This window comes from Pseudomonas urmiensis, from assembly GCF_014268815.2.
Classification (GTDB): domain Bacteria; phylum Pseudomonadota; class Gammaproteobacteria; order Pseudomonadales; family Pseudomonadaceae; genus Aquipseudomonas; species Aquipseudomonas urmiensis.
In genome coordinates, this window is record NZ_JABWRE020000001.1 from 536140 (window position 1) to 560864 (window position 24725).

At 61.8% G+C, this 24725-nt stretch carries 22 protein-coding genes; 21 read left to right on the forward strand and 1 reads right to left on the reverse strand.

Translation table 11 applies throughout. The features are described from left to right. Position 1: 1 nt before the first annotated feature. From lpxD to ispD, 13 genes are all read left to right on the forward strand, one after another. Positions 2 to 1057: a UDP-3-O-(3-hydroxymyristoyl)glucosamine N-acyltransferase gene (gene lpxD, locus HU737_RS02395; protein WP_186555428.1), complete on the forward strand. Its 1056-nt coding sequence runs from the start codon at positions 2 to 4 to the stop codon at positions 1055 to 1057. A 113-nt stretch (positions 1058 to 1170) separates the two neighbouring features. Continuing rightward, complete coding sequence (gene fabZ / locus HU737_RS02400; RefSeq protein WP_011535269.1) at positions 1171 to 1611, forward strand: 3-hydroxyacyl-ACP dehydratase FabZ; 441 nt, start codon at positions 1171 to 1173, stop codon at positions 1609 to 1611. After that, positions 1608 to 2384 (forward strand): acyl-ACP--UDP-N-acetylglucosamine O-acyltransferase, encoded by a 777-nt coding sequence (gene lpxA / locus HU737_RS02405; RefSeq protein WP_186555427.1) that lies wholly within the window; start codon positions 1608 to 1610, stop codon positions 2382 to 2384. The genes fabZ and lpxA overlap by 4 nt, the downstream gene beginning before the upstream one ends. A 1-nt stretch (position 2385) precedes the next feature. Then, complete coding sequence (gene lpxB, locus HU737_RS02410) at positions 2386 to 3513, forward strand: lipid-A-disaccharide synthase (protein WP_186555426.1); 1128 nt, start codon at positions 2386 to 2388, stop codon at positions 3511 to 3513. Next, on the forward strand, positions 3514 to 4137 hold the full coding sequence (gene rnhB, locus HU737_RS02415; RefSeq protein WP_186555425.1) for a ribonuclease HII: 624 nt from the start codon (positions 3514 to 3516) through the stop codon (positions 4135 to 4137). A gap of 111 nt (positions 4138 to 4248) precedes the next feature. After that, positions 4249 to 7773 (forward strand): DNA polymerase III subunit alpha, encoded by a 3525-nt coding sequence (gene dnaE / locus HU737_RS02420; protein ID WP_186555424.1) that lies wholly within the window; start codon positions 4249 to 4251, stop codon positions 7771 to 7773. 105 nt (positions 7774 to 7878) lie between these two features. Then, positions 7879 to 8826: an acetyl-CoA carboxylase carboxyl transferase subunit alpha gene (locus HU737_RS02425; protein ID WP_186555423.1), complete on the forward strand. Its 948-nt coding sequence runs from the start codon at positions 7879 to 7881 to the stop codon at positions 8824 to 8826. 194 nt (positions 8827 to 9020) lie between these two features. Further along, on the forward strand, positions 9021 to 10310 hold the full coding sequence (gene tilS, locus HU737_RS02430) for a tRNA lysidine(34) synthetase TilS (protein ID WP_186555422.1): 1290 nt from the start codon (positions 9021 to 9023) through the stop codon (positions 10308 to 10310). Positions 10311 to 10580: 270 nt separating this feature from the next. Next, positions 10581 to 12209: a CTP synthase gene (pyrG, locus tag HU737_RS02435; RefSeq protein WP_186555421.1), complete on the forward strand. Its 1629-nt coding sequence runs from the start codon at positions 10581 to 10583 to the stop codon at positions 12207 to 12209. Positions 12210 to 12212: 3 nt separating this feature from the next. Beyond that, positions 12213 to 13058, forward strand: coding sequence for a 3-deoxy-8-phosphooctulonate synthase (gene kdsA / locus HU737_RS02440; RefSeq protein ID WP_186555420.1), 846 nt, complete (start codon positions 12213 to 12215; stop codon positions 13056 to 13058). A gap of 155 nt (positions 13059 to 13213) precedes the next feature. Next, a complete protein-coding gene (eno, locus tag HU737_RS02445) occupies positions 13214 to 14503 on the forward strand; it encodes a phosphopyruvate hydratase (protein ID WP_186555419.1) in 1290 nt (429 codons plus the stop codon). 159 nt (positions 14504 to 14662) lie between these two features. Next, positions 14663 to 14944 (forward strand): cell division protein FtsB, encoded by a 282-nt coding sequence (ftsB, locus tag HU737_RS02450; protein WP_186555418.1) that lies wholly within the window; start codon positions 14663 to 14665, stop codon positions 14942 to 14944. Further along, entirely contained in the window at positions 14941 to 15648 is a 708-nt protein-coding gene (gene ispD, locus HU737_RS02455) for a 2-C-methyl-D-erythritol 4-phosphate cytidylyltransferase (RefSeq protein ID WP_186555417.1), read from the forward strand. Before ftsB ends, ispD begins: the two co-directional genes overlap by 4 nt. A gap of 52 nt (positions 15649 to 15700) precedes the next feature. Here the strand turns inward: ispD and HU737_RS02460 are convergent, their stop codons facing one another. Continuing rightward, the gene (locus HU737_RS02460; protein WP_186555416.1) at positions 15701 to 16597 is read right to left on the reverse strand and encodes a LysR substrate-binding domain-containing protein; all 897 of its coding nucleotides are present in this window, start codon (positions 16595 to 16597) and stop codon (positions 15701 to 15703) included. 107 nt (positions 16598 to 16704) lie between these two features. On the opposite strand from HU737_RS02460, the gene HU737_RS02465 reads away from it, so the two are divergent. The 8 genes from HU737_RS02465 to rpoS all read left to right on the forward strand — a co-directional run bounded on the left by HU737_RS02465 (position 16705) and on the right by rpoS (position 23885). After that, on the forward strand, positions 16705 to 17817 hold the full coding sequence (locus HU737_RS02465; RefSeq protein WP_186555415.1) for an S-(hydroxymethyl)glutathione dehydrogenase/class III alcohol dehydrogenase: 1113 nt from the start codon (positions 16705 to 16707) through the stop codon (positions 17815 to 17817). A gap of 8 nt (positions 17818 to 17825) precedes the next feature. Further along, entirely contained in the window at positions 17826 to 18680 is an 855-nt protein-coding gene (fghA, locus tag HU737_RS02470; RefSeq protein WP_186555414.1) for an S-formylglutathione hydrolase, read from the forward strand. A 95-nt stretch (positions 18681 to 18775) separates the two neighbouring features. Then, entirely contained in the window at positions 18776 to 19249 is a 474-nt protein-coding gene (ispF, locus tag HU737_RS02475) for a 2-C-methyl-D-erythritol 2,4-cyclodiphosphate synthase (RefSeq protein WP_186555413.1), read from the forward strand. After that, complete coding sequence (gene truD / locus HU737_RS02480) at positions 19246 to 20304, forward strand: tRNA pseudouridine(13) synthase TruD (protein ID WP_186555412.1); 1059 nt, start codon at positions 19246 to 19248, stop codon at positions 20302 to 20304. Before ispF ends, truD begins: the two co-directional genes overlap by 4 nt. Further along, positions 20292 to 21041, forward strand: coding sequence for a 5'/3'-nucleotidase SurE (gene surE, locus HU737_RS02485; protein WP_186555411.1), 750 nt, complete (start codon positions 20292 to 20294; stop codon positions 21039 to 21041). The genes truD and surE overlap by 13 nt, the downstream gene beginning before the upstream one ends. A 38-nt stretch (positions 21042 to 21079) precedes the next feature. Then, entirely contained in the window at positions 21080 to 21718 is a 639-nt protein-coding gene (locus tag HU737_RS02490) for a protein-L-isoaspartate(D-aspartate) O-methyltransferase (RefSeq protein ID WP_186555484.1), read from the forward strand. Between the two features lie 193 nt (positions 21719 to 21911). Continuing rightward, positions 21912 to 22769: a peptidoglycan DD-metalloendopeptidase family protein gene (locus HU737_RS02495; RefSeq protein ID WP_186555410.1), complete on the forward strand. Its 858-nt coding sequence runs from the start codon at positions 21912 to 21914 to the stop codon at positions 22767 to 22769. A 108-nt stretch (positions 22770 to 22877) separates the two neighbouring features. After that, complete coding sequence (rpoS, locus tag HU737_RS02500; RefSeq protein WP_186555409.1) at positions 22878 to 23885, forward strand: RNA polymerase sigma factor RpoS; 1008 nt, start codon at positions 22878 to 22880, stop codon at positions 23883 to 23885. Positions 23886 to 24725: the final 840 nt, after the last annotated feature.

A 24725-nucleotide genomic window follows, 5' to 3' on the forward strand; every position in this document is an offset into this window, starting at 1 on the left:
TATGACCCTGACCATGACGCTCGGCCAACTGGCCGAGGCGCTCGGCGCCACCCTCAAGGGGCCCGAGTCGCTGCAAATCACCGGCCTGGCCACCTTGCAGGAGGCCGGTCCCGGGCAGTTGAGCTTCCTGGCCAATCCGCAGTACCGCAAGTACCTGGATAACGCCCAGGCTGCGGCGGTACTGCTCAAGGCCGCGGATGCCGAAGGTTACGCGGGCAATGCGCTGATCGTTGCTGATCCTTACCTTGCCTATGCACGCATCTCCCATCTGTTCGATCCCAAGCCCAAGGCTGTGGCGGGTATTCATCCCAGCGCCGTGGTTGCCGAAGATGCCCAGGTGGACGCCAGCGCCAGCATCGGCCCGTTCGCGGTGATCGAGAGTGGTGCGCAGATCGCGGCCAACGTAACCGTCGGCGCGCACTGCTTCATCGGTGCTCGCTGCGTGATTGGCGAAGGTGGCTGGTTGGCGCCGCGGGTCACGTTGTATCACGACGTGACCATCGGCCAGCGCGTGACCATTCAGTCCGGCGCCGTGATCGGCGGTGAAGGCTTCGGCTTTGCCAACGAGAAGGGTGTGTGGCGCAAGATCGCCCAGATCGGCGGCGTGACCATTGGCGACGATGTCGAGATCGGTGTGAACACTGCGGTCGACCGCGGCGCGCTGTCGGACACGCGCATTGGCGACGGGGTCAAGCTGGATAACCAGATCCAGATCGCCCACAACGTGCAAATTGGCGACCACACCGCGATGGCGGCCTGTGTCGGCATTTCTGGCAGCACCCGCATCGGCAAGCATTGCACCATCGCCGGCGGCGTCGGCATGGTCGGTCATATCGATGTGTGCGACAACGTATTCGTCTCCGGCATGACCATGGTTACCCGTTCGATCACCGAGCCGGGTGGCTATTCTTCGGGTACCGCCATGCAGACCTTGGGCGATTGGCGCAAGAGCGCGGCGCGCATTCGTCAGCTGGACGAGATGGCCAAGCGTCTCCAGCAACTGGAAAAACGTGTCGATACCGTGACCTCAGGTGGCCAGCCGACATCAGAAGGCTGATACCATTTCCTGAGCAAGAGTGAACCGTCGCTAGCTGGCTCCTCTTTGGATTGCAAAAGGAGCGTGTGGTCAGCACCTGCGCTCCCTATTCTTATTACAGGCTTCCCCCCGAAATGATGGACATCAACGAGATTCGCGAATACCTGCCTCACCGTTACCCGTTCCTGTTGGTGGACCGTGTGACGGAGCTGGACTTCGAGGCCCAGAGCATTCGTGCCTACAAGAATGTCAGCATCAATGAGCCGTTCTTCAATGGCCATTTCCCCGCGCATCCAATCATGCCGGGCGTGCTGATCATCGAGGCGATGGCCCAGGCGGCCGGGATTCTCGGATTCAAGATGCTTGACGCCAAGCCTGCCGATGGCACGCTCTACTATTTCGTCGGCTCCGACAAGCTGCGTTTCCGTCAGCCGGTACTGCCGGGCGATCAACTGGTGCTGGAAGCCAAGTTCCTCAGCCGCAAGAGCATGATCTGGAAGTTCGAGTGCCGCGCCCTGGTCGATGGCAAGCCAGTCTGCTCGGCTGAAATTACCTGCGCGGAACGTTCCCTATGAATTCGATTGATCCGCGGGCGATCATCGACCCTTCGGCCAAGCTGGCCGATGGCGTCGAGGTGGGCCCCTGGTCGATCGTAGGGCCCGATGTCGAAATCGGGGAGGGCACCGTCATCGGCCCGCACGTTGTGCTCAAAGGGCCGACCCGGATCGGCAAGCACAACCGCATCTACCAGTTTTCCTCGATTGGTGAAGACACCCCTGACCTCAAGTACAAGGGTGAGGCCACGCGCTTGGTGATTGGCGACCACAATGTCATTCGCGAAGGCGTGACCATCCACCGTGGCACTATCCAGGACCGCGCGGAAACCACCCTGGGCGATCACAACCTGATCATGGCCTATGCCCACATCGGCCACGACAGCGTGATCGGCAATCATTGCATCCTGGTCAATAACACTGCCCTGGCGGGCCATGTGCACGTTGGCGACTGGGCGATCCTGTCTGGTTACACCCTGGTGCATCAGTACTGCCATATTGGCGCGCATGCGTTTTCTGGCATGGGCACCGCGATCGGCAAAGACGTGCCAGCCTTCGTCACCGTGTTCGGCAGCCCTGCCGAAGCGCGCAGCATGAACTTCGAGGGTATGCGTCGTCGTGGTTTCAGCGATGAAGTGATCCATGCCTTGCGACGCGCCTACAAGACGGTCTATCGCCAAGGCCTGACGGTTGAAGACGCGCTCAAAGAGCTCGAAGAGCTCGCCAGCCAACACCCTGAGGTTGCGCTGTTCCGTGAGTCGATCGTGAATTCCGCTCGCGGCATCACCCGCTGACATGGGCCAGCTCTGCGTAGCGTTGGTCGCGGGCGAGGCCAGCGGCGACATTCTTGGCTCGGGCTTGATGCGTGCGCTCAAGGCGCGTCATCCCGAGGTGCGGTTCATCGGCGTCGGCGGTCCGTTGATGGAAGCCGAAGGCATGCAGTCGTACTTCCCCATGGAGCGCCTGGCGGTGATGGGCCTGGTGGAAGTGCTGGGGCGCCTACGCGAGCTGCTCAAGCGCCGCAAGGCCTTGATCCAGACACTGATCGCCGAGAAGCCGGATGTGTTCATCGGCATCGATGCGCCGGATTTCACCCTCAATATCGAACTCAAGCTGCGTCAGGCCGGAATCAAGACCGTGCACTACGTCAGCCCTTCGGTGTGGGCGTGGCGGCAGAAGCGGGTGCTGAAGATCCGTGAAGGTTGCGACCTGATGCTGACGCTGCTGCCATTCGAGGCGCGGTTCTACGAAGAGCAGGGCGTACCGGTGCGCTTCGTCGGTCATCCGCTGGCCGATACCATCCCGCTGGATGCTGATCGACAAGCCGCGCGCGCTGAACTTGGCTTGAGCGCGGGGCCACTGGTCGCGTTGATGCCGGGCAGCCGCGGCGGTGAAGTCGGCCGTTTGGGCGCGTTGTTCATGGATGCCGCCGAGCGCCTGCGCCAGTTGGTGCCGGGGGTGCGCTTCGTGCTGCCATGCGCCAATCAGGCGCGTCGCGCCCAGGTTGAGCAGATGCTCGAAGGCCGCGACCTGCCGTTGACCTTGCTTGACGGTCAGTCGCACCAAGCGCTGGCAGCCTGCGACGCGGTGTTGATCGCTTCGGGCACGGCGACGCTGGAGGCGATGCTGTACAAACGGCCGATGGTAGTCGCCTATCGCCTGGCACCGTTGACCTACTGGATCCTCAAGCGCCTGGTGAAGAGCCCGTACGTGTCGTTGCCCAACCTGCTGGCTCAGCGCCTGTTGGTGCCCGAACTGCTGCAGGACGCTGCGACCAGCGAGGCCCTGGCGCAGACCCTGGCCCCACTGGTGGCCGATGGCAGCCAGCAAACCGAAAGCTTTGATCAGATTCACCGCACCTTGCGTCGTGACGCCTCGAACCAGGCGGCAGAGGCGGTGCTTGCCTTGCTGGAGCAACGCTAGATGCAGATGGGACTGGATTTCAACCTGGTCGAAGAGCTGGTCGCCGGTGTCGATGAAGTCGGTCGCGGCCCGCTGTGCGGCGCGGTGGTCACCGCTGCGGTGATTCTTGACCCCAAGCGGCCGATCCTGGGCCTGAACGACTCGAAGAAGCTCACCGAGGCCAAGCGCGAGGCGCTGTTTGACGAAATCTGTGAAAAGGCCCTGGCCTTTTGCATTGCTCGCGCCGAGGTCGAAGAGATCGACCGCCTGAACATTCTCCAGGCGACCATGCTGGCCATGCAGCGCGCGGTCGAGGGCTTGAGCATCACGCCGAAACTGGCGCTGATCGACGGCAATCGTTGCCCCAAGCTGGCCGTGCCAGCGGCGCCGGTGGTGCAGGGCGATGCCCAGGTGCCGGCGATCGCTGCGGCGTCGATTTTGGCCAAGGTCACCCGTGATCGGGAGATGAGCGCGTTCGAGCTGATCTATCCGGGTTATGGGATGGGCGGGCACAAGGGGTATCCGACTCCGGTGCATCTGGAAGCGCTGGCACGGTTAGGGCCAACGCCGATTCACCGGCGCTCGTTCGCGCCGGTGCGTGCGGCTTGGGAGGCGCGTGAGGGCGTCTCTACCTCGCTGATCTGATCCGCTTATTGGGGCCGCGCAGCGGCCCCAATTGTTTCACCGCGCCACTCAATCTTTGCCTGTTGCGGTACAATCCCGCGCTTGTTGTCTTGCTCTGCTATAGGACCCTCCATGTCGGTTTCCTTCGTTCACCTTCGCGTGCACTCCGAGTTCTCCCTGGTCGATGGCCTGGTGCGGATCAAGCCGCTGGCCAAGGCCTTGGCCGGGATGAACATGCCGGCGGTGGCGATTACCGACCAGAGCAACATGTGCTCGCTGGTGAAGTTCTACAAGAACGCCATGGGCGCCGGGATCAAGCCGATCTGCGGCGCCGACCTGTGGCTGGCCGGTGCAGACCCGGAAGCACCGCTGTCGCGCATCTGCTTTTTGGCCATGAACCCCAAGGGCTATCGCAACCTCACCGAGCTGATCTCGCGCGGTTGGGTCGATGGTCAGCGCAATGGCCTGGTGATCATCCAGCGTGACTGGATCGCGCCGGCCAGCGAAGGGCTGATTGCCCTGTCTGCGGCCCGCGAGGGTGATATCGGCATGGCCTTGCTTGGCGGTCGCACCGATGACGCCGAGGCGTTGCTGCGCGACTGGATGGCGATGTTCCCTGAGCGCTTCTATGTCGAGGTGCAGCGCACCAATCGTGCCGGCGACGAAGAGTACCTGCACGCTGCCGTGGCCCTGGCCGACCGGCTGGGTGCGCCGCTGGTGGCAACCAACGATGTGCGCTTCATCAAGCAAACCGACTTCGATGCCCACGAGACGCGCGTCTGTATCGGCGAGGGTTGGACCCTGGACGACCCACGTCGTCCGCGCATGTACAGCGACCAGCAGTACCTGAAAAGCCCGGAAGAGATGGCCGAGCTGTTCAGCGACCTGCCGGATGCCATCGCCAACACCGTCGAGATCGCCAAGCGCTGCAACATCCAGGTGCAGCTGGGCAAGCACTTCCTGCCTGACTTCCCCACGCCCAACGGCATGGGTATCGACGACTATCTGCGCCATGTTTCCCATGAAGGCCTGGAAGAGCGCCTGACGGTCATCCTGCCCAAGGACACCACTGAAGATTACGAGGCCAAGCGCCAGGTCTACCTCGACCGCTTGAAGTTCGAGCTGGATATCATCATCCAGATGGGCTTCCCCGGTTACTTCCTGATCGTTATGGACTTCATCAAGTGGGCCAAGAACAACGGCGTGCCAGTAGGTCCAGGCCGGGGTTCGGGTGCAGGCTCGCTGGTTGCGTATGTGCTGAAGATTACCGACCTCGACCCGCTGGCCTACGACCTGCTGTTCGAGCGTTTCCTCAACCCGGAACGGGTATCGATGCCCGACTTCGACGTCGACTTCTGCATGGACGGTCGGGACCGAGTGATCGAGTATGTGGCCGATGCCTACGGGCGTAACGCGGTCAGCCAGATCATCACCTTCGGCACCATGGCGGCCAAGGCAGTGGTGCGCGACGTTGCGCGGGTGCAAGGCAAGTCCTATGGCCTGGCCGACCGTCTGTCGAAGATGATTCCGTTCGAAGTCGGCATGACCCTGGAGAAGGCCTACGAGCAGGAAGAGATCCTGCGTGACTTCCTCAAGGGCGACGAGGATGGCCGCGAGATCTGGGACATGGCCCTCAAGCTCGAGGGGGTTACCCGGGGTACCGGCAAGCACGCCGGTGGTGTGGTTATCGCACCGACCAAGCTCACTGATTTCTCGCCCATTGCTTGTGACGAAGAAGGCGGCGGCCTGGTAACCCAGTTCGACAAGGATGACGTCGAGGCTGCTGGCCTGGTGAAGTTCGACTTCCTCGGCCTGCGGACCCTGACCATCATCAAGTGGGCGATGGAGACGATCAACCGTGAGCAGGCCAAGAGCGGCCTGCCCGACCTGAATATCGACTTCATCCCACTGGACGACAAGAAGACCTACGAGCTGCTGCAAAAGGCCGAAACCACGGCGGTGTTCCAGCTCGAATCGCGCGGCATGAAAGAGCTGATCAAAAAGCTCAAGCCCGACTGCCTGGAAGACCTCATCGCACTGGTGGCGCTGTTCCGCCCAGGCCCGCTGCAGTCGGGCATGGTGGATGACTTCATCAACCGTAAGCATGGTCGCGCCGAGCTGGCCTACCCGCACCCGGACTACCAGTACGAAGGCCTGCAGCCGGTGCTGGCACCGACCTACGGCATCATCCTGTATCAGGAACAGGTGATGCAGATCGCCCAGGTCATGGCCGGCTATACCCTCGGTGGCGCCGACATGCTGCGCCGAGCGATGGGTAAGAAAAAGCCCGAAGAGATGGCCAAGCAGCGCGGGGGCTTCATCGAAGGTTGTGCCAACAACGGCATCGATGGCGACTTGGCGGGGAACATCTTCGACCTGGTCGAAAAGTTCGCCGGCTACGGTTTCAACAAGTCGCACTCGGCGGCCTATGGTCTGGTTTCCTATCAGACCGCCTGGCTCAAGACGCATTACCCGGCGCCGTTCATGGCTGCGGTGCTGTCGGCGGATATGCACAACACCGACAAGGTGGTGGTGCTGATCGAGGAAGTGCGCAGCATGAAGCTGCGCCTCGATGCGCCGGATGTGAACATGTCCGAGTTCAAGTTTACGGTCAACGACGATGGCCGCATCATCTATGGCCTGGGCGCGATCAAGGGCGTCGGGGAGGGGCCGGTGGAAGCGATCGTCGAGGCGCGGGCCAAGGGCGGGCCGTTCAAGGACTTGTTCGATTTCTGCGAGCGTATCGACCTCAAGCGAGTCAACAAGCGTACCCTCGATGCGTTGATCCGCAGTGGTGCGCTGGACCGTCTCGGCCCGCACTTCCATGACGAGATCAAGGCCTACCAGGCCAACATCGACCGCAACCGGGCCGTGCTGCTGTCGGCACTGGAAGAAGCGGTGAAATCGGCCGAACAGACCGCGCGTACGGCCGACAGCGGTCACGTCGACCTGTTTGGCGGGCTGTTCGTCGAAGAAGATGTCGACGTCTACGCCAACCACCACAAGGTCCGTGAGCTGACCCTCAAGGAGCGCTTGAAGGGCGAGAAAGACACCCTCGGCCTGTACCTCACCGGTCACCCGATCGACGAATACGAAAGCGAGATCCGCCGCTTCGCCCGCCAGCGCATCATCGACCTCAAGCCGTCCCGTGAAGTGCAAACGGTGGCCGGCATGATCATTGCTCTGCGGGTAATGAAGAACAAGAAGGGCGACAAGATGGGCTTCGTCACCCTCGACGACCGCTCTGGGCGGATCGAGGCCTCGCTGTTCGCCGACGCCTTCATGGCCGCGCAAGCGCTGTTGCAGACCGATGCGATGGTAGTGATCGAAGGCGAGGTCAGTAACGACGACTTCTCCGGCGGCCTGCGCCTGCGGGTCAAGCAAGTGATGACCATGGAAGATGCGCGCACGCGGCTGGCCGAAAGCCTGCGCCTTAAAGTGGCGCATGACGCCCTCAAGGGCGATCGGCTGAGCTGGCTGGGTGAATTGATCACCCGCCATCGCGGGGGGTGCCCGATCACCCTGGAATATACCGGCAGTGATGCCAAAGCCATGTTGCGCTTTGGCGACGAATGGTCAATTGACCCAGCCGATGGCCTGATTCAGGCCCTGCGTGACCAGTTCGGGCGTGAGAACGTCTTCCTGCAATACCGCTAAAGCGACGAATTTTAATCTCGACCTGAACGCGCCTGATCCCTTAAGGTAGGGCGCCAAACGGATCAACCGGCCGGCCGCCTGGCCGTAGACCCAAGACGGATGCCTATGAACCCGAATTTCCTCGATTTCGAACAGCCGATTGCCGACCTGCAAGCCAAGATCGAAGAGCTGCGCCTGGTCGGTAACGACAACTCGCTGAACATCAGCGATGAGATTGCCCGTCTGCAAGACAAGAGCAGCACCCTCACCGAAAGCATTTTCGGCAATCTGACCAGCTGGCAGATCGCCCGCCTGGCACGTCACCCGCGTCGTCCTTATACCCTGGACTACCTGCAGCACATCTTCACCGAGTTCGAAGAGCTGCACGGTGATCGTCACTTCTCCGATGACGCCGCCATCGTAGGTGGTACTGCGCGTCTGGATGGCAAGCCGGTGATGGTCATCGGTCACCAGAAGGGCCGTGAAGTCCGTGAGAAGGTGCGCCGCAACTTCGGCATGCCGCGTCCGGAAGGCTACCGCAAGGCCTGCCGCCTGATGGAAATGGCCGAACGCTTCAAGATGCCGATCCTGACCTTCATCGATACTCCGGGCGCCTATCCAGGTATCGACGCCGAAGAGCGCAACCAGAGCGAGGCGATTGCCTGGAACTTGCGCGTCATGGCCCGCCTGAAGACGCCGATCATCGCTACCGTGATCGGTGAAGGTGGTTCGGGCGGCGCACTGGCCATTGGCGTGTGCGACCAGCTGAACATGCTGCAGTACTCCACCTACTCGGTGATCTCGCCGGAAGGTTGCGCCTCGATCCTGTGGAAGACCGCCGACAAGGCTGCCGATGCCGCTGAAGCGATGGGTATCACTGCCGAGCGCTTGAAGAGCCTGAACATCGTCGACAAGGTCATCCAGGAGCCGCTGGGCGGCGCCCACCGCGACCCTGCGAAAATGTCCGAAAGCATCCGTGCCGACCTGGTCGAGCAGCTGGATATGCTCGGCAAGCTCGATAACGAAGCCCTGCTCAAGCGCCGTTATGATCGCCTGATGAGCTACGGTCTCTGATCTGCTGGGGGCCGCTTTGCGGCCCTTCGCGGGCGAGCCCGCTCCCACAAGGTTAGCGAGGTGCTCGAGGCAAGCGCTAATTCTGTGGGCCTACAGGTACAGCGCGCTCTCAAGTTCGGCGTTATCCCTGTGGGAGCGGGCTTGCCCGCGAAGGGCCGCAAAGCGGCCCCAGTGCGCTACCAGGCGGGAAACCGATGATCAAGTTAGCTCTGTCTCCATGGCTGAACAGCGCAAACTGGTACGTCGCCTTCTCCGGTGGCCTGGACTCCACTGTCCTCCTGCACCTTCTGGCTGACTACGCCAGCACTCACGCCACACCGCCCTTGCGCGCCATCCATGTCCACCACGGCCTGCAGCCTGCTGCCGACGGCTGGCCCGCCCATTGCCAATCCATCTGCGACAGCCTGGCTATCGAGCTGCAGGTTATCCACGTCCAGGTCGCTCCCGGCGCCAGCCTCGAACAGGCAGCCCGTAATGCGCGCTACAAGGCCTTCATCGATACCCTCGGCCCAGGCGATGTGCTGTTCACCGGGCAGCACCGCGACGACCAGGCTGAAACCTTGCTGTTTCGCTTGTTGCGCGGGGCAGGGCTGCGCGGTCTGGCCGGCATGCCCGCATCCCGGCCGGTAGGGCAGGGTCGGCTGGTCAGGCCGCTGCTGAACCTGTCGCGCAGGCAGCTTCAAGCGTATGCCGAACACGCCCGGCTGGCCTGGATCGAAGATCCCAGTAATGGCGATACCACGTTCGCGCGCAACTACCTGCGCAGGGAAGTATTGCCACTGCTACATCAGCGTTGGCCGCAGGCTGAGCAGAACCTGGCGCGCAGTGCCGAACACCTGAGCGAAGCGCTGGGCTTGCTGGACGAGCTCGCTCGCGATGACCTTGCTGGCGCCGAGCAAAGTGCATCGACGCCATGGCAGGGCTTGGATTCACTGGCCCTGGATGCCTTGCGGGCGTTGTCAGTCACTCGTCAGCGCAACGCCTTGCAGTATTGGCTCAGTGCGCGCACGCGGTTACCCGACGCACGGCACTGGGTAGGCTGGGAGGCCCTGCGTGATGCCGCTGTCGATGCCCAGCCAGTGTGGCGTCTGACCGACGGTGTGCTGCAGCGCAGCCATGGCCGCATCTGGTGGCTGAGCGGCGACTGGCTCCAAACTCCTGAGGGTACCCAGCCATGGGCTGATCCCAGCAAACCGCTGCACCTGCCAGGCAATGGCAGCGTGCGCCTGTGCAGCGCTCCACCCCTGCAAAACCTGCATATCGCCTATCGCCAGGGCGGTGAAGTGCTGGAGCTGGCCGGGCGAGGCCGGCGCGATCTCAAGCGCCTGCTCAACGAGCAGCAGGTCCCGCATTTCCTGCGTTCACGCTTGCCTTTGCTGTATCAGGGCGAGCGTTTGCTGGCAGTGGCCAATTTGCCTGCACTGGGGCAGGGCGACTGCCAGTTGCATTGGCAGATGCCGACGAACGCGCAAGGTTTGAGCTGAAGGGTACATTCCGGTAGACTACCCTCCCTTCTTGATACAACTTCTGTGGCTTCATCGAAAACACAGCAGTTGCCGATTACCAAGCAGTTTTTTGCTGGGCTGATTTCTTAAAATGACGAGCGAGCTCCATGCCGGGGAAACCCCTGGTCTGTACAGACGCGGCAGTTTTTCGAGATGCACTGTGATTGACGCAGGTGATCGGGGGCTTCGGCCTTCCTTCGCTTTCTCCGGCGGCGCTGGCCGCTTTAACGCAGACTTCTAGGGTTTTTCATGACGCGCTACATATTCGTCACGGGCGGTGTTGTTTCTTCATTGGGGAAAGGCATTGCCTCGGCTTCCCTGGCGGCCATCCTGGAAGCGCGGGGCCTGAAGGTCACCATGCTCAAGCTGGATCCGTACATCAACGTCGATCCGGGCACCATGAGCCCGTTCCAGCACGGTGAGGTGTTCGTCACCCACGACGGCGCCGAGACCGACCTTGACCTGGGCCACTACGAGCGGTTCATCCGCACCACGATGACCCAGAACAACAACTTCACCACCGGCCGTATCTACGAGCACGTGCTGCGCAAAGAGCGCCGTGGTGATTACCTGGGCGCGACCATCCAGGTCATCCCGCACATCACCGACGAGATCAAGCGTCGCATCATCAAGGGCGCCGGCGATGCCGACGTGGCCCTGGTGGAAATCGGCGGTACCGTGGGTGACATCGAGTCGCAGCCGTTCCTCGAGGCCATCCGCCAGCTGCGCGTCGAAGTGGGCTCCAAGCGCGCCATGCTGATGCACCTGACCCTGGTCCCGTACATCGCCACCGCTGGCGAGACCAAGACCAAGCCGACCCAGCACTCGGTCAAGGAGCTGCGCTCCATCGGCCTGCAGCCTGACGTGCTGATCTGCCGCTCCGACCACCCGGTCGACGCTTCCTCGCGCCGCAAGATTGCACTGTTCACCAACGTTGAAGAGCGTGCGGTGATCTCCCTGGAAGACGTCGACACCATCTACAAGATCCCAGGCGTACTGCATGCCCAGGGCCTGGACGACTTCGTCGTCGAGCGCTTCGGCCTGCAGTGCAACGGTGCCGACCTGTCCGAGTGGGACAAGGTGGTAGACGCCAAGCTCAACCCAGAGCAGGAAGTCACCATCGCCATGGTCGGCAAGTACATGGAACTGCTCGATGCCTACAAGTCGCTGATCGAAGCGATGAGCCACGCCGGTATCCAGAACCGTACCAAGGTCAACCTGCGCTACATCGACTCCGAAGACATCGAGAACCAAGGCACCAGCCTGCTCGAAGGCGCTGACGCCATCCTGGTTCCGGGTGGTTTCGGTCTGCGCGGCGTCGAAGGCAAGATCAAGGCTGTGCAGTTCGCCCGTGAGAACAAAGTGCCATACCTGGGCATCTGCCTGGGCATGCAGGTCGCCGTGATCGAGTTCGCCCGTAACGTCATGGGCTGGACCGACGCCAACTCCACCGAGTTCGATCGCAACAGCGGTCATCCGGTGGTTGGCCTGATCACGGAGTGGGCCGACAACACCGGTACCGTCGAAACCCGTACCGAGGCCTCCGACCTGGGCGGCACCATGCGTCTGGGTGCACAGGAATGCCAGCTCAGCGGTAACTCGAAAGTCCATGACTGCTACGGCAAGGATGTGATCGTCGAGCGTCACCGCCACCGCTACGAAGTCAACAACAACCTGCTGCCACAGCTGGTCGATGCTGGTCTGGTGATCTCCGGTCGTTCCGGCGACGGTGCGCTGGTCGAAGTGGTCGAGTCCAAGGATCATCCATGGTTCGTCGCTTGCCAGTTCCACCCAGAGTTCACCTCGACCCCGCGTGACGGCCACCCGCTGTTCAGTGGTTTCGTCAAGGCAGCTCTGGCGCAGAAGAACAAGGCCTGATCCATGACCCAGAAGATCATTCGCGTCGGTAACATCGAGATCGCCAACGACAAGCCGTTCGTCCTGTTCGGCGGCATGAACGTGCTGGAATCGCGTGACCTGGCCATGAAGGTCTGCGAAGAGTACGTGCGGGTTACCGAGAAGCTCGGTATCCCCTACGTGTTCAAGGCGAGCTTCGACAAGGCTAACCGTTCCTCGGTCACCTCGTACCGTGGTCCTGGCATGGAAGAAGGGCTGAAGATCTTCGAAGAGATCAAGCAGACCTTCAATGTGCCGGTGATCACCGATGTCCACGAACCGTACCAGTGCGAGCCGGTAGCCAAGGTGTGCGACATCATCCAGTTGCCTGCCTTCCTCTCGCGGCAGACCGATCTGGTGGTGGCCATGGCCAAGACCGGCGCGGTGATCAACATCAAGAAGGCCCAGTTCCTCGCACCGCAAGAGATGAAGCATATTCTCAACAAGTGCGTCGAAGCGGGTAACGACCAGCTGATCCTCTGCGAGCGTGGTTCGAGCTTCGGCTACAACAACCTGGTGGTCGACATGCTCGGCTTCGGCATCATGAAGCAGTTCGAGTACCCGGTGTTCTTCGACGTGACCCACGCCCTGCAAACCCCGGGTGGTCGCGCCGACTCCGCCGGTGGTCGCCGTGCGCAGGTTACCGACCTGGCCAAGGCGGGTATGAGCCAAGGCCTGGCGGGCTTGTTCCTGGAAGCCCATCCGGATCCGGACAACGCCAAGTGCGATGGCCCGTGTGCCCTGCGTCTGGACAAGCTGGAGCCGTTCCTGGCTCAGCTCAAGCAGCTGGACGACCTGGTGAAAAGTTTTCCGACGGTAGAAACCGCGTAAAGCTCATTTCTCGGGTAAAGTACCGCCCGTTCTACCCCTGACCTTCCGGTCAGGGGCTCCCCCTTCGCCAGGCCTGCCCTCTGCATATTCGCCTGGTGAAAGGCTCGAATTCCCTAAGCTGCGTTGTTTTCGTCAATTCTGGAGTGCTTACAACAATGGCAAAGATCGTCGACATCAAAGGTCGTGAAGTTCTCGATTCGCGTGGCAACCCCACCGTGGAAGCCGATGTACTGCTCGACAACGGCATCATCGGCAGCGCTTGCGCGCCGTCCGGTGCTTCCACCGGCTCGCGCGAAGCGCTGGAGCTGCGTGATGGCGACAAGAGCCGTTACATGGGCAAGGGCGTGCTGAAAGCCGTTGCCAACATCAACGGCCCGATCCGCGACCTGCTGCTGGGCAAGGATCCACTCGACCAGAAAGCCCTCGACCGCGCCATGATCGAGCTGGACGGTACCGAGAACAAGGCCAAGCTGGGCGCCAACGCTATCCTGGCTGTGTCCCTGGCTGCCGCCAAAGCCGCCGCCCAGGACCAGGACCTGCCGCTGTACGCGCACATTGCCAACCTCAACGGCACCCCTGGCCAGTACTCCATGCCTGTTCCGATGATGAACATCATCAACGGTGGTGAGCACGCCGATAACAACGTCGACATCCAAGAGTTCATGGTTCAGCCCGTTGGCGCCAAGACCTTCTCCGATGGCCTGCGCATGGGCACCGAAATCTTCCACCACCTCAAAGCTGTGCTCAAGGCCCGTGGCCTGAACACTGCCGTCGGTGACGAAGGCGGTTTCGCGCCGAACCTGACCTCCAACGAAGATGCCCTGGCCGCTATCGCCGAAGCTGTCGCCAACGCTGGCTACAAGCTGGGTACCGACGTGACCCTGGCCCTGGACTGCGCCGCCTCTGAGTTCTATGAAGACGGCAAGTACAACCTGTCCGGCGAAGGCAAGTCGTTCGACGCCGAAGGTTTCGCTGACTACCTCAAAGGCCTGACCGAGCGTTTCCCGATCATCTCGATCGAAGATGGCCTGGACGAGTCCGACTGGGCTGGCTGGAAGATCCTCACCGACAAGATCGGCGAGAAGGTGCAACTGGTCGGTGACGACCTGTTCGTGACCAACACCAAGATCCTCAAGGAAGGTATCGAGAAGGGCATCGGTAACTCGATCCTGATCAAGTTCAACCAGATCGGCTCGCTGACCGAGACCCTGGAAGCTATCCAGATGGCCAAGGCCGCTGGCTACACTGCGGTCATCTCGCACCGTTCGGGCGAAACCGAAGATTCGACCATCGCTGACCTGGCCGTGGGTACCGCTGCTGGCCAGATCAAGACCGGTTCGCTGTGCCGTTCCGACCGCGTCTCCAAGTACAACCAGCTGCTGCGCATCGAAGAGCAACTGGGCGCCAAGGCGGTGTACCGTGGTCGTGCCGAGTTTCGCGGCTAAGCAAGAGATGGTAAAAAGGCAGCAGCCGAGGATGTCTGAACGTTCGTACTGAACCCTCAGACACCTCCTACGGGGTTTCTGTCGACGAAGCCTGGCCTTGGCCAGGCTTCGTGCTATCGGGAGCCTCGTGGCTGCGGCCTTTTAACCCTGGATACTTTGATGCGCAGTCCTTATTGGTTGTTTCTCATCTTGCTCCTGTTGCTCGGTGGCCTGCAGTACCGCCTTTGGGTCGGCAGCGGCAGCCTTGCGCAAGTGACCGAGCTCAAGCAGCAGATTGACGAACAGCATGCCGAGAACGAGCGGCTGCTGGAGCGTAATCGCGTGCTCGATGCAGAAGTCCTGGAGTTGAAGAAAGGTATGGAGACCGTGGAGGAACGGGCCCGTCATGAATTGGGGATGGTCAAGGAGGGCGAAACCCTCTACCAGCTGCCGCAAAAATGACCCCATTACTACCGGCTTTCTGGGCCGTGATTCCCGCGGCGGGCGTCGGTGCCCGAATGGCTGCCGATCGGCCCAAGCAGTATCTGCAATTGGGTGGGCAGACCATTCTCGAGCATAGTCTCGACTGTTTCCTCGGCCATCCTGCGCTCAAGGGCGTGGTGGTCAGTATTGCTGACGATGATCCTTACTGGCCGGGCCTGCCTTGCGCCAGCGATGCGCGCATCCAGCGCGCTGGCGGCGGGCGCGAAAGGGCTGACTCGGTGCTCAATGCCTTGTTGCTGTTGCATGCCCAAGGGGCGGCGGACGGTGACTGGGTGTTGGTGCATGATGCTGCGCGGCCAAACCTGGCCCGTAGCGATCTGGACCGGCTGCTGGCGGAGCTGGCGGATGATCCGGTGGGTGGCTTGCTGGCAGTGCCGGCGCGCGACACGCTCAAGCGAGCCGATGGCGATGGCCGGGTCAGCGCTACGGTTGATCGCAGCACCATCTGGCAGGCATTTACCCCGCAGATGTTCCGGCTCGGCGCGTTGCATCGGGCGTTGGCCGAGTGCCTGGTGTCTGATGTGGCGGTGACTGACGAGGCCTCGGCCATGGAATGGGCGGGGCTGGCACCGCGCCTGATCGAGGGGCGCAGTGACAACATCAAGGTTACCCGCCCGGAAGATCTGGAGTGGTTGCGCCAGCGTTGGGCTTCTCGCCGCTGATTGCCCCCAGAGCGAGGCATCGCCTGGCAACGTGGGAGCTTCATCTGCTTGCTTAGTGGCTGGCGTACTCCGGCAATTGCCCCAACCCTTGCTTCAGATAATCCACCAACCGCCGCACTTTCGGCGACAGATGCCGCTGCTGCGGATACAGCGCCCACACTGCCGTGTTGGGCGGCTGATGCGCCTCAAGCAACGACACCAGCGCACCACTGTTCAAGTGCTCGAGCACGTAGTAGTCGGGCAGCTGACACAAGCCCATCCCCTGCAGCGCCGCATCCAGCACCGCCTGGCCACTGTTGCAACGCCAGTTGCCTTGCACTCGCTGGCTGAATTCGCGCCCGTCCTGCTTCAGCGCCCAGATATCCGAACTGCCGATCAGGCAATTGTGTCGCGCCAGCTCAGACAAACTGTGCGGTCGACCATACCGCTCCAGGTAGCCCGGCGAGGCGCACAGGAACATCCGCCGCGGCGCCAAGCGGGTGGCAACCAACCTTGAGTCCTGCAAGCGGCCCAGGCGGATCGCCAGGTCCATGCCCTCATGCAGCAAGTCCAAGGTGCGGTTGCTCAGTTCCACTTCCACCCGTAGCTGCGGATACAGCGCCATGAAGCGCGTCACCAGTGGCACGATGAAACGTTCGCCATAGGCCACCGCGCAGGTCATGCGCAGCAGGCCCTTGGGCTCGCTGGCCAGGTCGCCCATGGCCCGCAGCGCTTCTTCGCGGCCATCTTGCAAGCGCTGGCAATGTTGCAAGAACGTCTGTCCCGCTTCGCTCAGAGTGACCCGGCGGGTACTGCGATACAGCAGGCGGGTCTGCAAGCGTTCTTCCAGGCGGGCGATCTGCCGGCTGATATGAGAGGAGGAAATCCCCAGGCGTTCGGCGGCTGCGGTGAACTGGCCCGACTCGGCCACCGCGACGAATTCGTCGATGCCTTCCCAGCGATTACTCATCGATTATCCCTATATGGCAATAATGTTTTGTCTTTGCCTGGATTATTCATCAAACAGTGGTGAATTACACTGGATGAATCGAATCGACCCTCTGTCTGGAGACCCTGATGATCAAGTCCCGTGCTGCCGTAGCCTTCGAGGCCAAGAAACCCCTGGAAATCGTCGAAGTCGACGTGGCCATGCCCAAGGCCGGTGAAGTGCTGCTGCGCGTGGTCGCCAGCGGTGTCTGCCATACCGATGCCTACACCTTGTCTGGCGCCGACCCGGAAGGCATCTTCCCGTCGATTCTCGGCCACGAGGGCGGGGCAATCGTCGAGGCAGTGGGCGAGGGCGTCACCTCGCTGGCAGTCGGCGATCATGTCATCCCGCTGTACACCCCCGAGTGCGGCAAGTGCAAATTCTGCCTTTCCGGCAAGACCAACCTGTGCCAGGCCATCCGCGCTACCCAAGGCAAGGGCCTGATGCCGGACGGCACTACCCGCTTCTCCTACAAAGGCCAGCAGTTGTTCCATTACATGGGCACCTCGACCTTCTCCGAGTACACCGTGCTGCCGGAAATTTCCGTGGCCAAGATCCAGAAAGAAGCACCGCTGGAGAAGGTCTGCTTGCTCGGCTGTGGCGTCACCACCGGCATTGGCGCCGTGCTCAATACCGCCAAGGTCCAGCCCGGTGACACGGTGGCAGTGTTCGGCCTGGGCGGTATCGGCCTGTCGGCGATCATCGGTGCGGTGAAGGCCAAGGCTTCGCGGATCATTGCCGTCGATATCAACCCAAGCAAGTTCGAGATCGCCCGTCAGCTCGGCGCCACCGACTGCGTCAACCCCAAGGACTACGACCGTCCCATCCAGGAAGTCATCGTCGACCTCACCGACGGCGGCGTCGATTACTCGTTCGAATGCGTGGGCAATGTCCAGCTGATGCGTGCGGCGCTTGAATGCTGCCACAAGGGCTGGGGCGAATCGGTGATCATTGGTGTCGCCGGTGCCGGCCAGGAAATCGCTACCCGTCCGTTCCAACTGGTGACTGGTCGCGTCTGGCGTGGTTCGGCGTTCGGTGGCGTGCGCGGTCGCAGCGAGCTGCCCAGCTACGTGGAAATGTCCGAGAAGGGCGAGATCCCGCTGGATACTTTCATCACCCACACCATGGGCCTGGAGGACATCAACAAAGCCTTCGACCTGATGCATGAAGGCAAGAGCATCCGTAGCGTGATCCACTTCTGAGGTCAGCCATGAGCCTGGAAAACATCTCTTGCCAGAAGAGCTTCGGCGGCTGGCACAAGCGTTACCGGCATCACTCCAAGGTCCTGGGCTGCGACATGGTGTTCGCCGTCTACCTGCCACCGCAGGCAGAGCAGGGCGCCAAGCTGCCGGTGCTGTACTGGCTCAGCGGCTTGACCTGCACCGACGAGAACTTCATGCAAAAGGCCGGCGCCCAGCGCCTGGCCGCTGAGCTGGGCTTGATCATCGTCGCCCCCGATACCAGCCCGCGTGGCGAACAGGTGCCGGGTGACCCGGACGGCGCCTGGGACTTCGGTCTGGGGGCAGGTTTTTACCTCAATGCTACCCAGCAGCCCTGGGCCCAGCACTACCGCATGCATGACTACGTGGTAGAGGAACTGCCAGCCCTGGTCGAGGCGCATTTCCCTGCCTCCGATCAGCGCAGCATCAGTGGCCATTCGATGGGCGGTCATGGTGCATTGGTGTGCGCCTTGCGTAACCCTGGGCGGTACCGTTCGGTATCGGCGTTTTCGCCGATCAGCAATCCGATGGATTGCCCGTGGGGCGAGAAGGCGTTCTCGCGTTATCTGGGTGAAGACCGTGCGCGCTGGCGGGAGTGGGATGCCAGTGTGCTGCTGGCCGAAACGCCGGCCGGACAGTGTCCGCCGCTGTTGGTGGATCAGGGCGATCGCGATGATTTTCTCGAGAAGCAGCTCAAGCCTGAGGCGTTGGAGCAGGCGGCGCGCAAGGCTGGTCATGAGCTGGTGTTGCGCTTGCAGCCGGGGTATGACCATAGCTACTACTTCATCGCCAGCTTTATCGATGAGCATCTGCGCCATCATGCCGTGGCTTTAGGCCAAGTCTGAAAATAATTGGGGCTGTGCTGCGGTCCCAAAAGCATACGCCCAAGGTGGTTCAAAGCAGGTAGAATCCCGCCCTGACTTAATCAGGGCGTTTTTCTATGCGTATTGGCCATGGCTACGATGTGCACCGTTTCACCGACGGTGATTTCATTACCTTGGGTGGGGTGCGTATCCCTCACAAATACGGCCTGCTGGCCCACTCCGACGGCGACGTGGTGTTGCACGCCTTGAGCGATGCACTGCTCGGCGCAGCCGCGTTGGGCGACATCGGCAAGCACTTCCCCGATACCGATCCGCAGTTCAAGGGCGCCGACAGCCGGGTGCTGCTGCGCCATGTCGTTGGCATCGTCCAGGCCAAGGGTTGGAAGGTCGGCAACATCGATGCCACCATCGTCGCCCAGGCGCCGAAGATGGCCCCGCATATCGAAACCATGCGCCAATTCATTGCCCAAGACCTGCAGGTTGAACTCGACCAGGTCAACGTCAAGGCCACGACCACCGAGAAGCTCGGTTTCACCGGCCGTGAGGAGGGTATCGCCGTGCACGCGGTCGCCCTGTTGCTGCCAGCATGACCGAACTCGAACTGCTCGGCCCCCGGGCCTCTGGTGCGGCGCTGGGTAGCGCAGTGCTCAAGGCCGTGGCCGAAGACTTCCAGGTCGACGAAGTGCTCGACATTCCGTTGTCTGGCCAGGGTGAGCACTTGTGGCTGTGGGTCGAGAAGCGTGACCTGAACACCGAGGAAGCCGCTCGCCGTCTGGCGCGCGCCGCTGGCGTGCCAGTACGTTCGATCAGTTATGCCGGCCTCAAGGATCGCCAGGCCCTGACCCGCCAGTGGTTCAGCCTGCATCTGCCGGGCAAGGCCGACCCCGACCTGACGCGCGCCGAAGACGACACCCTGCGTATCCTCAAGCAGGTGCGCCACCAGCGCAAACTGCAACGCGGCGCCCACTCGGCCAACGGTTTTTCCCTGCGCCTGACTGCCCTGGCAGCTGATCACGCGGCGCTGGATGTGCGTCTGCAGCAGCTCAAGGCTCAAGGGGTGCCCAACTACTTCGGCAGCCAACGCTTCGGCCATGCGGGCGGCAACGTGCATGATGCGCAGCAGTGGGCTGCGCGTGCTGCCCTGCCTGAGCAGCGCAATGTCCGCTCACGTCTGCTTTCAGCTGGGCGTAGCTACCTGTTCAACCAAGTGCTGGCCGCGCGGGTCGCCGATGGCAGCTGGCAGCAGGCACAGGTTGGCGATCTGCTGGCCTTCACCGACAGTCGTAGCTTCTTTCCTGCGGGTGAGGCTGAATGTTCCGATCCGCGCTTGGCCATTCTCGACCTGCATCCGACCGGCCCGATGTGGGGCGAAGGCGCCTCGCCCGCCGGCGGTGCGACCGCCGAGCTGGAGTCGAGCATCGCTGAACGGCATGCCGATCTGTGCAATTGGCTGGCACGAGCGGGCATGAGTCACGAACGGCGCATCCTGCGGCTCCCTATTGGCGGCCTGACGTGGCATTATCCCGAGCCTGATATCCTGCAACTGGAATTCGTCCTGCCGGCCGGATGCTTCGCCACCGTGGTGGTGCGCGAGCTTGTCGATCTGGTGCCGGTAGGGCAGACGGACAGCCCATGCGTATTCTGATTTCCAATGATGATGGTGTTACCGCACCCGGCCTTGCCGCGCTGCATGCTGCGCTGGCCGATTATGCCGAGTGCGTGGTGATCGCCCCGGATCAAGACAAAAGCGGCGCCAGCAGTTCGCTGACGCTGGACCGCCCGCTGCACCCACAGGTGCTGGCCAACGGTTTTATCAGCCTTAATGGCACGCCGACCGATTGTGTGCACTTGGGGCTCAACGGCCTGCTGCCGCAGACGCCTGACATGGTCGTCTCGGGTATCAACCTGGGCGCGAACCTGGGCGATGACGTGTTGTACTCAGGTACAGTTGCTGCGGCCCTTGAGGGGCGCTTCCTGGGGGGCACCTCGCTGGCGTTCTCGCTGCTGTCGCGCGCGCCAGACAATCTGCCGACTGCGGCCTACATCGCCCGGCGCCTGGTCGAGGCGCAGTCGCGTCTGCAACTGCCAGCACGCACCGTTCTCAATATCAATATCCCGAATTTGCCGCTGGAGCACATCCGTGGCATCCAGCTCACCCGCCTCGGGCATCGAGCGCGGGCGGCGGCACCGACCAAGGTGGTCAATCCGCGCGGCAAGGAAGGCTACTGGATAGCCGTGGCCGGTGACGCCGAAGACGGCGGGCCGGGGACAGACTTCCATGCGGTGATGCAAGGCTATGTGTCGATCACCCCATTGCAGCTTGACCGCACCTTCAACGATGCCTTCGAGCAGCTCGATGGCTGGCTGGAGGGCGTGCTCTGATGCGCGAACAAGACGATCTGCTGCGCCGCGGTATCGGCATGACCTCCCAGCGTACCCGGGAGCGGTTGATCCAGCGCTTGTGCGAGGAGGGCGTCTCGAACCCCAAGGTGCTCGAGGCCATTCGCCGTACGCCGCGTCACTTGTTCGTCGATGAAGCGCTCGCCCATCGGGCCTACGAGGACACCGCGCTGCCGATCGGGCATAACCAGACCATCTCCCAACCCTTCATGGTTGCGCACATGAGTGAGCTGCTGCTGGAGGCGGGGCCTCTGGACAAGGTGCTGGAGATCGGAACTGGCTCGGGCTACCAGACCGCGATCCTGGCGCAACTGGTGGAGCGCGTGTTCTCGGTGGAGCGGATCAAGGTTCTGCAAGACCGGGCCAAGGAGCGCCTGCTTGAGCTCAACCTGCGCAACGTGGTGTTCCGCTGGGGCGACGGTTGCGACGGCTGGCAGGCGCTGGCGCCGTATAACGGCATCATCGTCACCGCGGTTGCACCTGAGGTACCCCAGGCGTTGCTCGATCAGCTGGCGCCCGGTGGACGCTTGGTGATCCCGGTGGGGCCGGCAGGGGAGACCCAGCAACTGATGCTGATCGTGCGCGAGGAGCATGGCTTCTCCCGACGGGTGCTCGGTGCGGTGCGCTTCGTGCCCCTGCTCAATGGCCCGCTGGCTTGATCCACACCGAATATTTACCGCGCTGACGAATTCTTGCCGCGTGGCTGTGTCTATCTGGCGGGGTGTCCGTAAGTCCTGAAGCGGCGTCGGATCTTTCTCCAGCCCACCCAATGGCCGTGGGCTCGGTTATAATTGAAACAATATTGCATTTCGTTTCGTCATATCGGTTTTCGGCACCATGAGGGGAGCGCGGGTGGGTCACACAATCAGTCTGCAGCGCAAGGATCGGTCGGGTTTCAAGCTCCTGCTGGTTGCACTGGCCATGGGCACCCTGCTGGCGGGCTGTTCCAGCACCGGCTCGAGCGGCGCGCGGGTGGTCGACCGCAACAACGCGGCGCCCAAGCGCCCGACCGTGACGTCGGGGCAGTACATCGTCAAACCGGGCGACACGCTGTTCTCGATCGCCTTCCGCTACGGTTGGGACTACAAGGAGCTGGCCGCACGCAACAATATCAGTGCGCCGTATACCATCCGCCCGGGGCAACCGATTCGTTTCAGCAGTGGTTCGACCGGTAGTACCACAGTGGTCTCCAGCCCTTCTTCGTCGAGCAAGACCACGGTCATCCGGCGCCCGGTTGGGACCACCACAACGCCACCCGCGAGCAGCGGTAAACCCGTTGTAACAACCCCGGCAACCACTACCCCAGTGGTCACCACAGTGCCTGCCGCAGAGCGTACAGCCGGTGGTTGGACCTGGCCGGCCAACGGCGTGCTGATTGGAAAATTCGCTTCAAACGGTAGTTTGAATAAAGGCATTGATATCGCCGGTGATTTGGGACAGCCTGTTTTTGCTGCGTCTGGTGGTGCAGTGGTCTACGCCGGGAGTGGCTTGAGGGGCTACGGCGAACTGATCATCATCAAGCACAGCGATACCTACGTCAGTGCCTACGGTCATAACCGCAGGCTTTTGGTTCGGGAGGGGCAGCAGGTCAAGGCAGGGCAGGCTATCGCTGAAATGGGGTCTACGGGCACTGATCGGGTTAAGCTGCATTTTGAAATTCGCCGCCAGGGCAAACCCGTCGATCCGCTCCAGTTCTTGCCACGTCGTTGATCGTTGTACCCGGCCTGTTCCTTGGATGTAGAGGGGACAGGCTCCAGCGCTGCCAGGGAATCAGGCGTCGCTAGAGTCTGAGTTCGAACTCAGCAAAGGACTATAACAATGGCTCTCAGTAAAGAAGTGCCGGAGTTTGACATCGACGATGACCTCCTCCTGATGGAGACGGGCATCGTTTTGGAAACGGATGTGGTGTCAGACGAACCTGCTGTACCTTCGGTTCGGACCAAGGCCAAACAGGCCTCGTCGCTCAAGCAACACAAGTACATCGATTACAGCCGGGCGCTTGATGCTACCCAGCTGTACCTGAACGAGATCGGCTTCTCGCCGCTGCTCTCCCCCGAAGAGGAAGTGCACTTCGCACGCCTCTCGCAAAAAGGCGACCCTGCCGGTCGCAAACGCATGATCGAGAGCAACCTGCGCTTGGTCGTGAAAATCGCCCGCCGTTATGTGAATCGTGGCTTGTCGTTGCTCGACCTGATCGAGGAAGGCAACCTGGGCTTGATTCGCGCCGTGGAGAAATTCGATCCGGAACGTGGTTTCCGTTTCTCCACCTATGCGACCTGGTGGATTCGCCAGACCATCGAACGGGCGATCATGAACCAGACCCGTACCATTCGCCTGCCGATCCACGTGGTCAAGGAGCTCAACGTTTACCTGCGTGCTGCGCGGGAGCTCACGCAAAAGCTCGATCACGAGCCGTCCCCGGAAGAAATCGCCACCCTGCTGGAGAAGCCGGTCGCTGAGGTCAAGCGTATGCTTGGGCTTAATGAGCGGGTGTCGTCGGTGGACGTTTCACTGGGGCCGGATTCGGATAAGACGCTGCTCGATACCCTGACGGATGATCGACCTACCGACCCGTGTGAGTTGCTGCAGGATGACGACCTGTCGCAGAGCATTGACCAGTGGCTGGGAGAGTTGACCGACAAGCAGCGTGAGGTTGTGGTACGTCGGTTTGGGCTGCGGGGGCATGAGAGCAGTACGCTGGAGGATGTGGGGTTGGAGATTGGCCTGACTCGGGAGCGAGTGCGGCAGATTCAGGTTGAAGGCCTGAAGCGGCTGCGGGAGATTCTTGAGAAGAATGGGCTGTCTAGTGAGTCGTTGTTTCAGTAAGTAGTGTTTTTTGGTTTTACGGTTTGTTCGCTAAGCGCCCCGATAATCTCGGGGCGTTTTGTTTTGCGGGGAGTTTGAGTTTCTTGAGTTCTTGAATCGGGAGCTTATCCATTCTTTGTGGCGACGCCACTGGCCCCTTCCGCCTTTACGGCGGCTTACTTTTCTCTTGGGAAAAGTAAGCAAAACCGCCTGCTCCTGCATCCGGCCCTACGCTGCGCTTCGGGTCCCCTCACTCCGGGCTTGCTCCCGGGAGGGCCGCGCTGTACGGCCCCTCCTGGGCCGCAGCGCTTGACGGCCATCCATGGCCGTCACCTCCCTTCGCAAGCCCTCCGCTCGGCCTACTGACGTCGCGAAGTTAGTGGCGGCGCCTGGGCTGGCGTTATCTGGCGATAGTGGCATCTGCGCTGGATACTCCGGCCTCTTCGCGGGCAAGCCCGCTCCCACAGGTAGCGCACTGTTCTCCCGGCTGGCGGTGAGCCTGTGGAAGCGGGCTTGCCCGCGAAGAGGCCTGAACAAACAACACAAAATAAAAATTCGATACTTGGCTTTGGCTTTGGCTTTGGTTTCTGCGAGAGCGTAGCGATGCGCCTGCTTTTGATCTTAGTGCGCGCAGGTTCAGACGCTACAGATTCGCGACGTCAGGAGGCCGAGCGGAGGGTTTGCGGAGTGAGGTGACGGCCATGGATGGCCGTCAAGCGCTGCGGCCCAGGAGGGGCCGTACAGCGCGGTCCTCACGGGAGCAAGCCCGCAGCGAGGGAACCCGAAGCGCAGCGTAGGGCCGGATGCAGGAGCGAGCGGTTTTGCTTACTTTTCCCAAGAGAAAAGTAAGCCGCCGTAAAG

Excerpts from the sequence above, each read along its gene's own strand:
- ftsB (WP_186555418.1), top strand. The coding sequence starts at position 14,663 with ATGCGCAGTCCTTATTGGTTGTTTCTCATCTTGCTCCTGTTGCTCGGT.
- fghA (WP_186555414.1), top strand. The coding sequence starts at position 17,826 with ATGAGCCTGGAAAACATCTCTTGCCAGAAGAGCTTCGGCGGCTGGCAC.
- kdsA (WP_186555420.1), top strand. The coding sequence starts at position 12,213 with ATGACCCAGAAGATCATTCGCGTCGGTAACATCGAGATCGCCAACGAC.
- ispD (WP_186555417.1), top strand. The coding sequence starts at position 14,941 with ATGACCCCATTACTACCGGCTTTCTGGGCCGTGATTCCCGCGGCGGGC.
- surE (WP_186555411.1), top strand. The coding sequence starts at position 20,292 with ATGCGTATTCTGATTTCCAATGATGATGGTGTTACCGCACCCGGCCTT.
- dnaE (WP_186555424.1), top strand. The coding sequence starts at position 4,249 with ATGTCGGTTTCCTTCGTTCACCTTCGCGTGCACTCCGAGTTCTCCCTG.
- lpxD (WP_186555428.1), top strand. The coding sequence starts at position 2 with ATGACCCTGACCATGACGCTCGGCCAACTGGCCGAGGCGCTCGGCGCC.
- HU737_RS02490 (WP_186555484.1), top strand. The coding sequence starts at position 21,080 with ATGACCTCCCAGCGTACCCGGGAGCGGTTGATCCAGCGCTTGTGCGAG.
- fabZ (WP_011535269.1), top strand. The coding sequence starts at position 1,171 with ATGATGGACATCAACGAGATTCGCGAATACCTGCCTCACCGTTACCCG.
- rnhB (WP_186555425.1), top strand. The coding sequence starts at position 3,514 with ATGCAGATGGGACTGGATTTCAACCTGGTCGAAGAGCTGGTCGCCGGT.
- pyrG (WP_186555421.1), top strand. The coding sequence starts at position 10,581 with ATGACGCGCTACATATTCGTCACGGGCGGTGTTGTTTCTTCATTGGGG.
- tilS (WP_186555422.1), top strand. The coding sequence starts at position 9,021 with ATGATCAAGTTAGCTCTGTCTCCATGGCTGAACAGCGCAAACTGGTAC.
- lpxB (WP_186555426.1), top strand. The coding sequence starts at position 2,386 with ATGGGCCAGCTCTGCGTAGCGTTGGTCGCGGGCGAGGCCAGCGGCGAC.
- eno (WP_186555419.1), top strand. The coding sequence starts at position 13,214 with ATGGCAAAGATCGTCGACATCAAAGGTCGTGAAGTTCTCGATTCGCGT.
- HU737_RS02465 (WP_186555415.1), top strand. The coding sequence starts at position 16,705 with ATGATCAAGTCCCGTGCTGCCGTAGCCTTCGAGGCCAAGAAACCCCTG.
- truD (WP_186555412.1), top strand. The coding sequence starts at position 19,246 with ATGACCGAACTCGAACTGCTCGGCCCCCGGGCCTCTGGTGCGGCGCTG.
- HU737_RS02425 (WP_186555423.1), top strand. The coding sequence starts at position 7,879 with ATGAACCCGAATTTCCTCGATTTCGAACAGCCGATTGCCGACCTGCAA.
- HU737_RS02460 (WP_186555416.1), bottom strand. The coding sequence starts at position 16,597 with ATGAGTAATCGCTGGGAAGGCATCGACGAATTCGTCGCGGTGGCCGAG.
- ispF (WP_186555413.1), top strand. The coding sequence starts at position 18,776 with ATGCGTATTGGCCATGGCTACGATGTGCACCGTTTCACCGACGGTGAT.
- lpxA (WP_186555427.1), top strand. The coding sequence starts at position 1,608 with ATGAATTCGATTGATCCGCGGGCGATCATCGACCCTTCGGCCAAGCTG.
- rpoS (WP_186555409.1), top strand. The coding sequence starts at position 22,878 with ATGGCTCTCAGTAAAGAAGTGCCGGAGTTTGACATCGACGATGACCTC.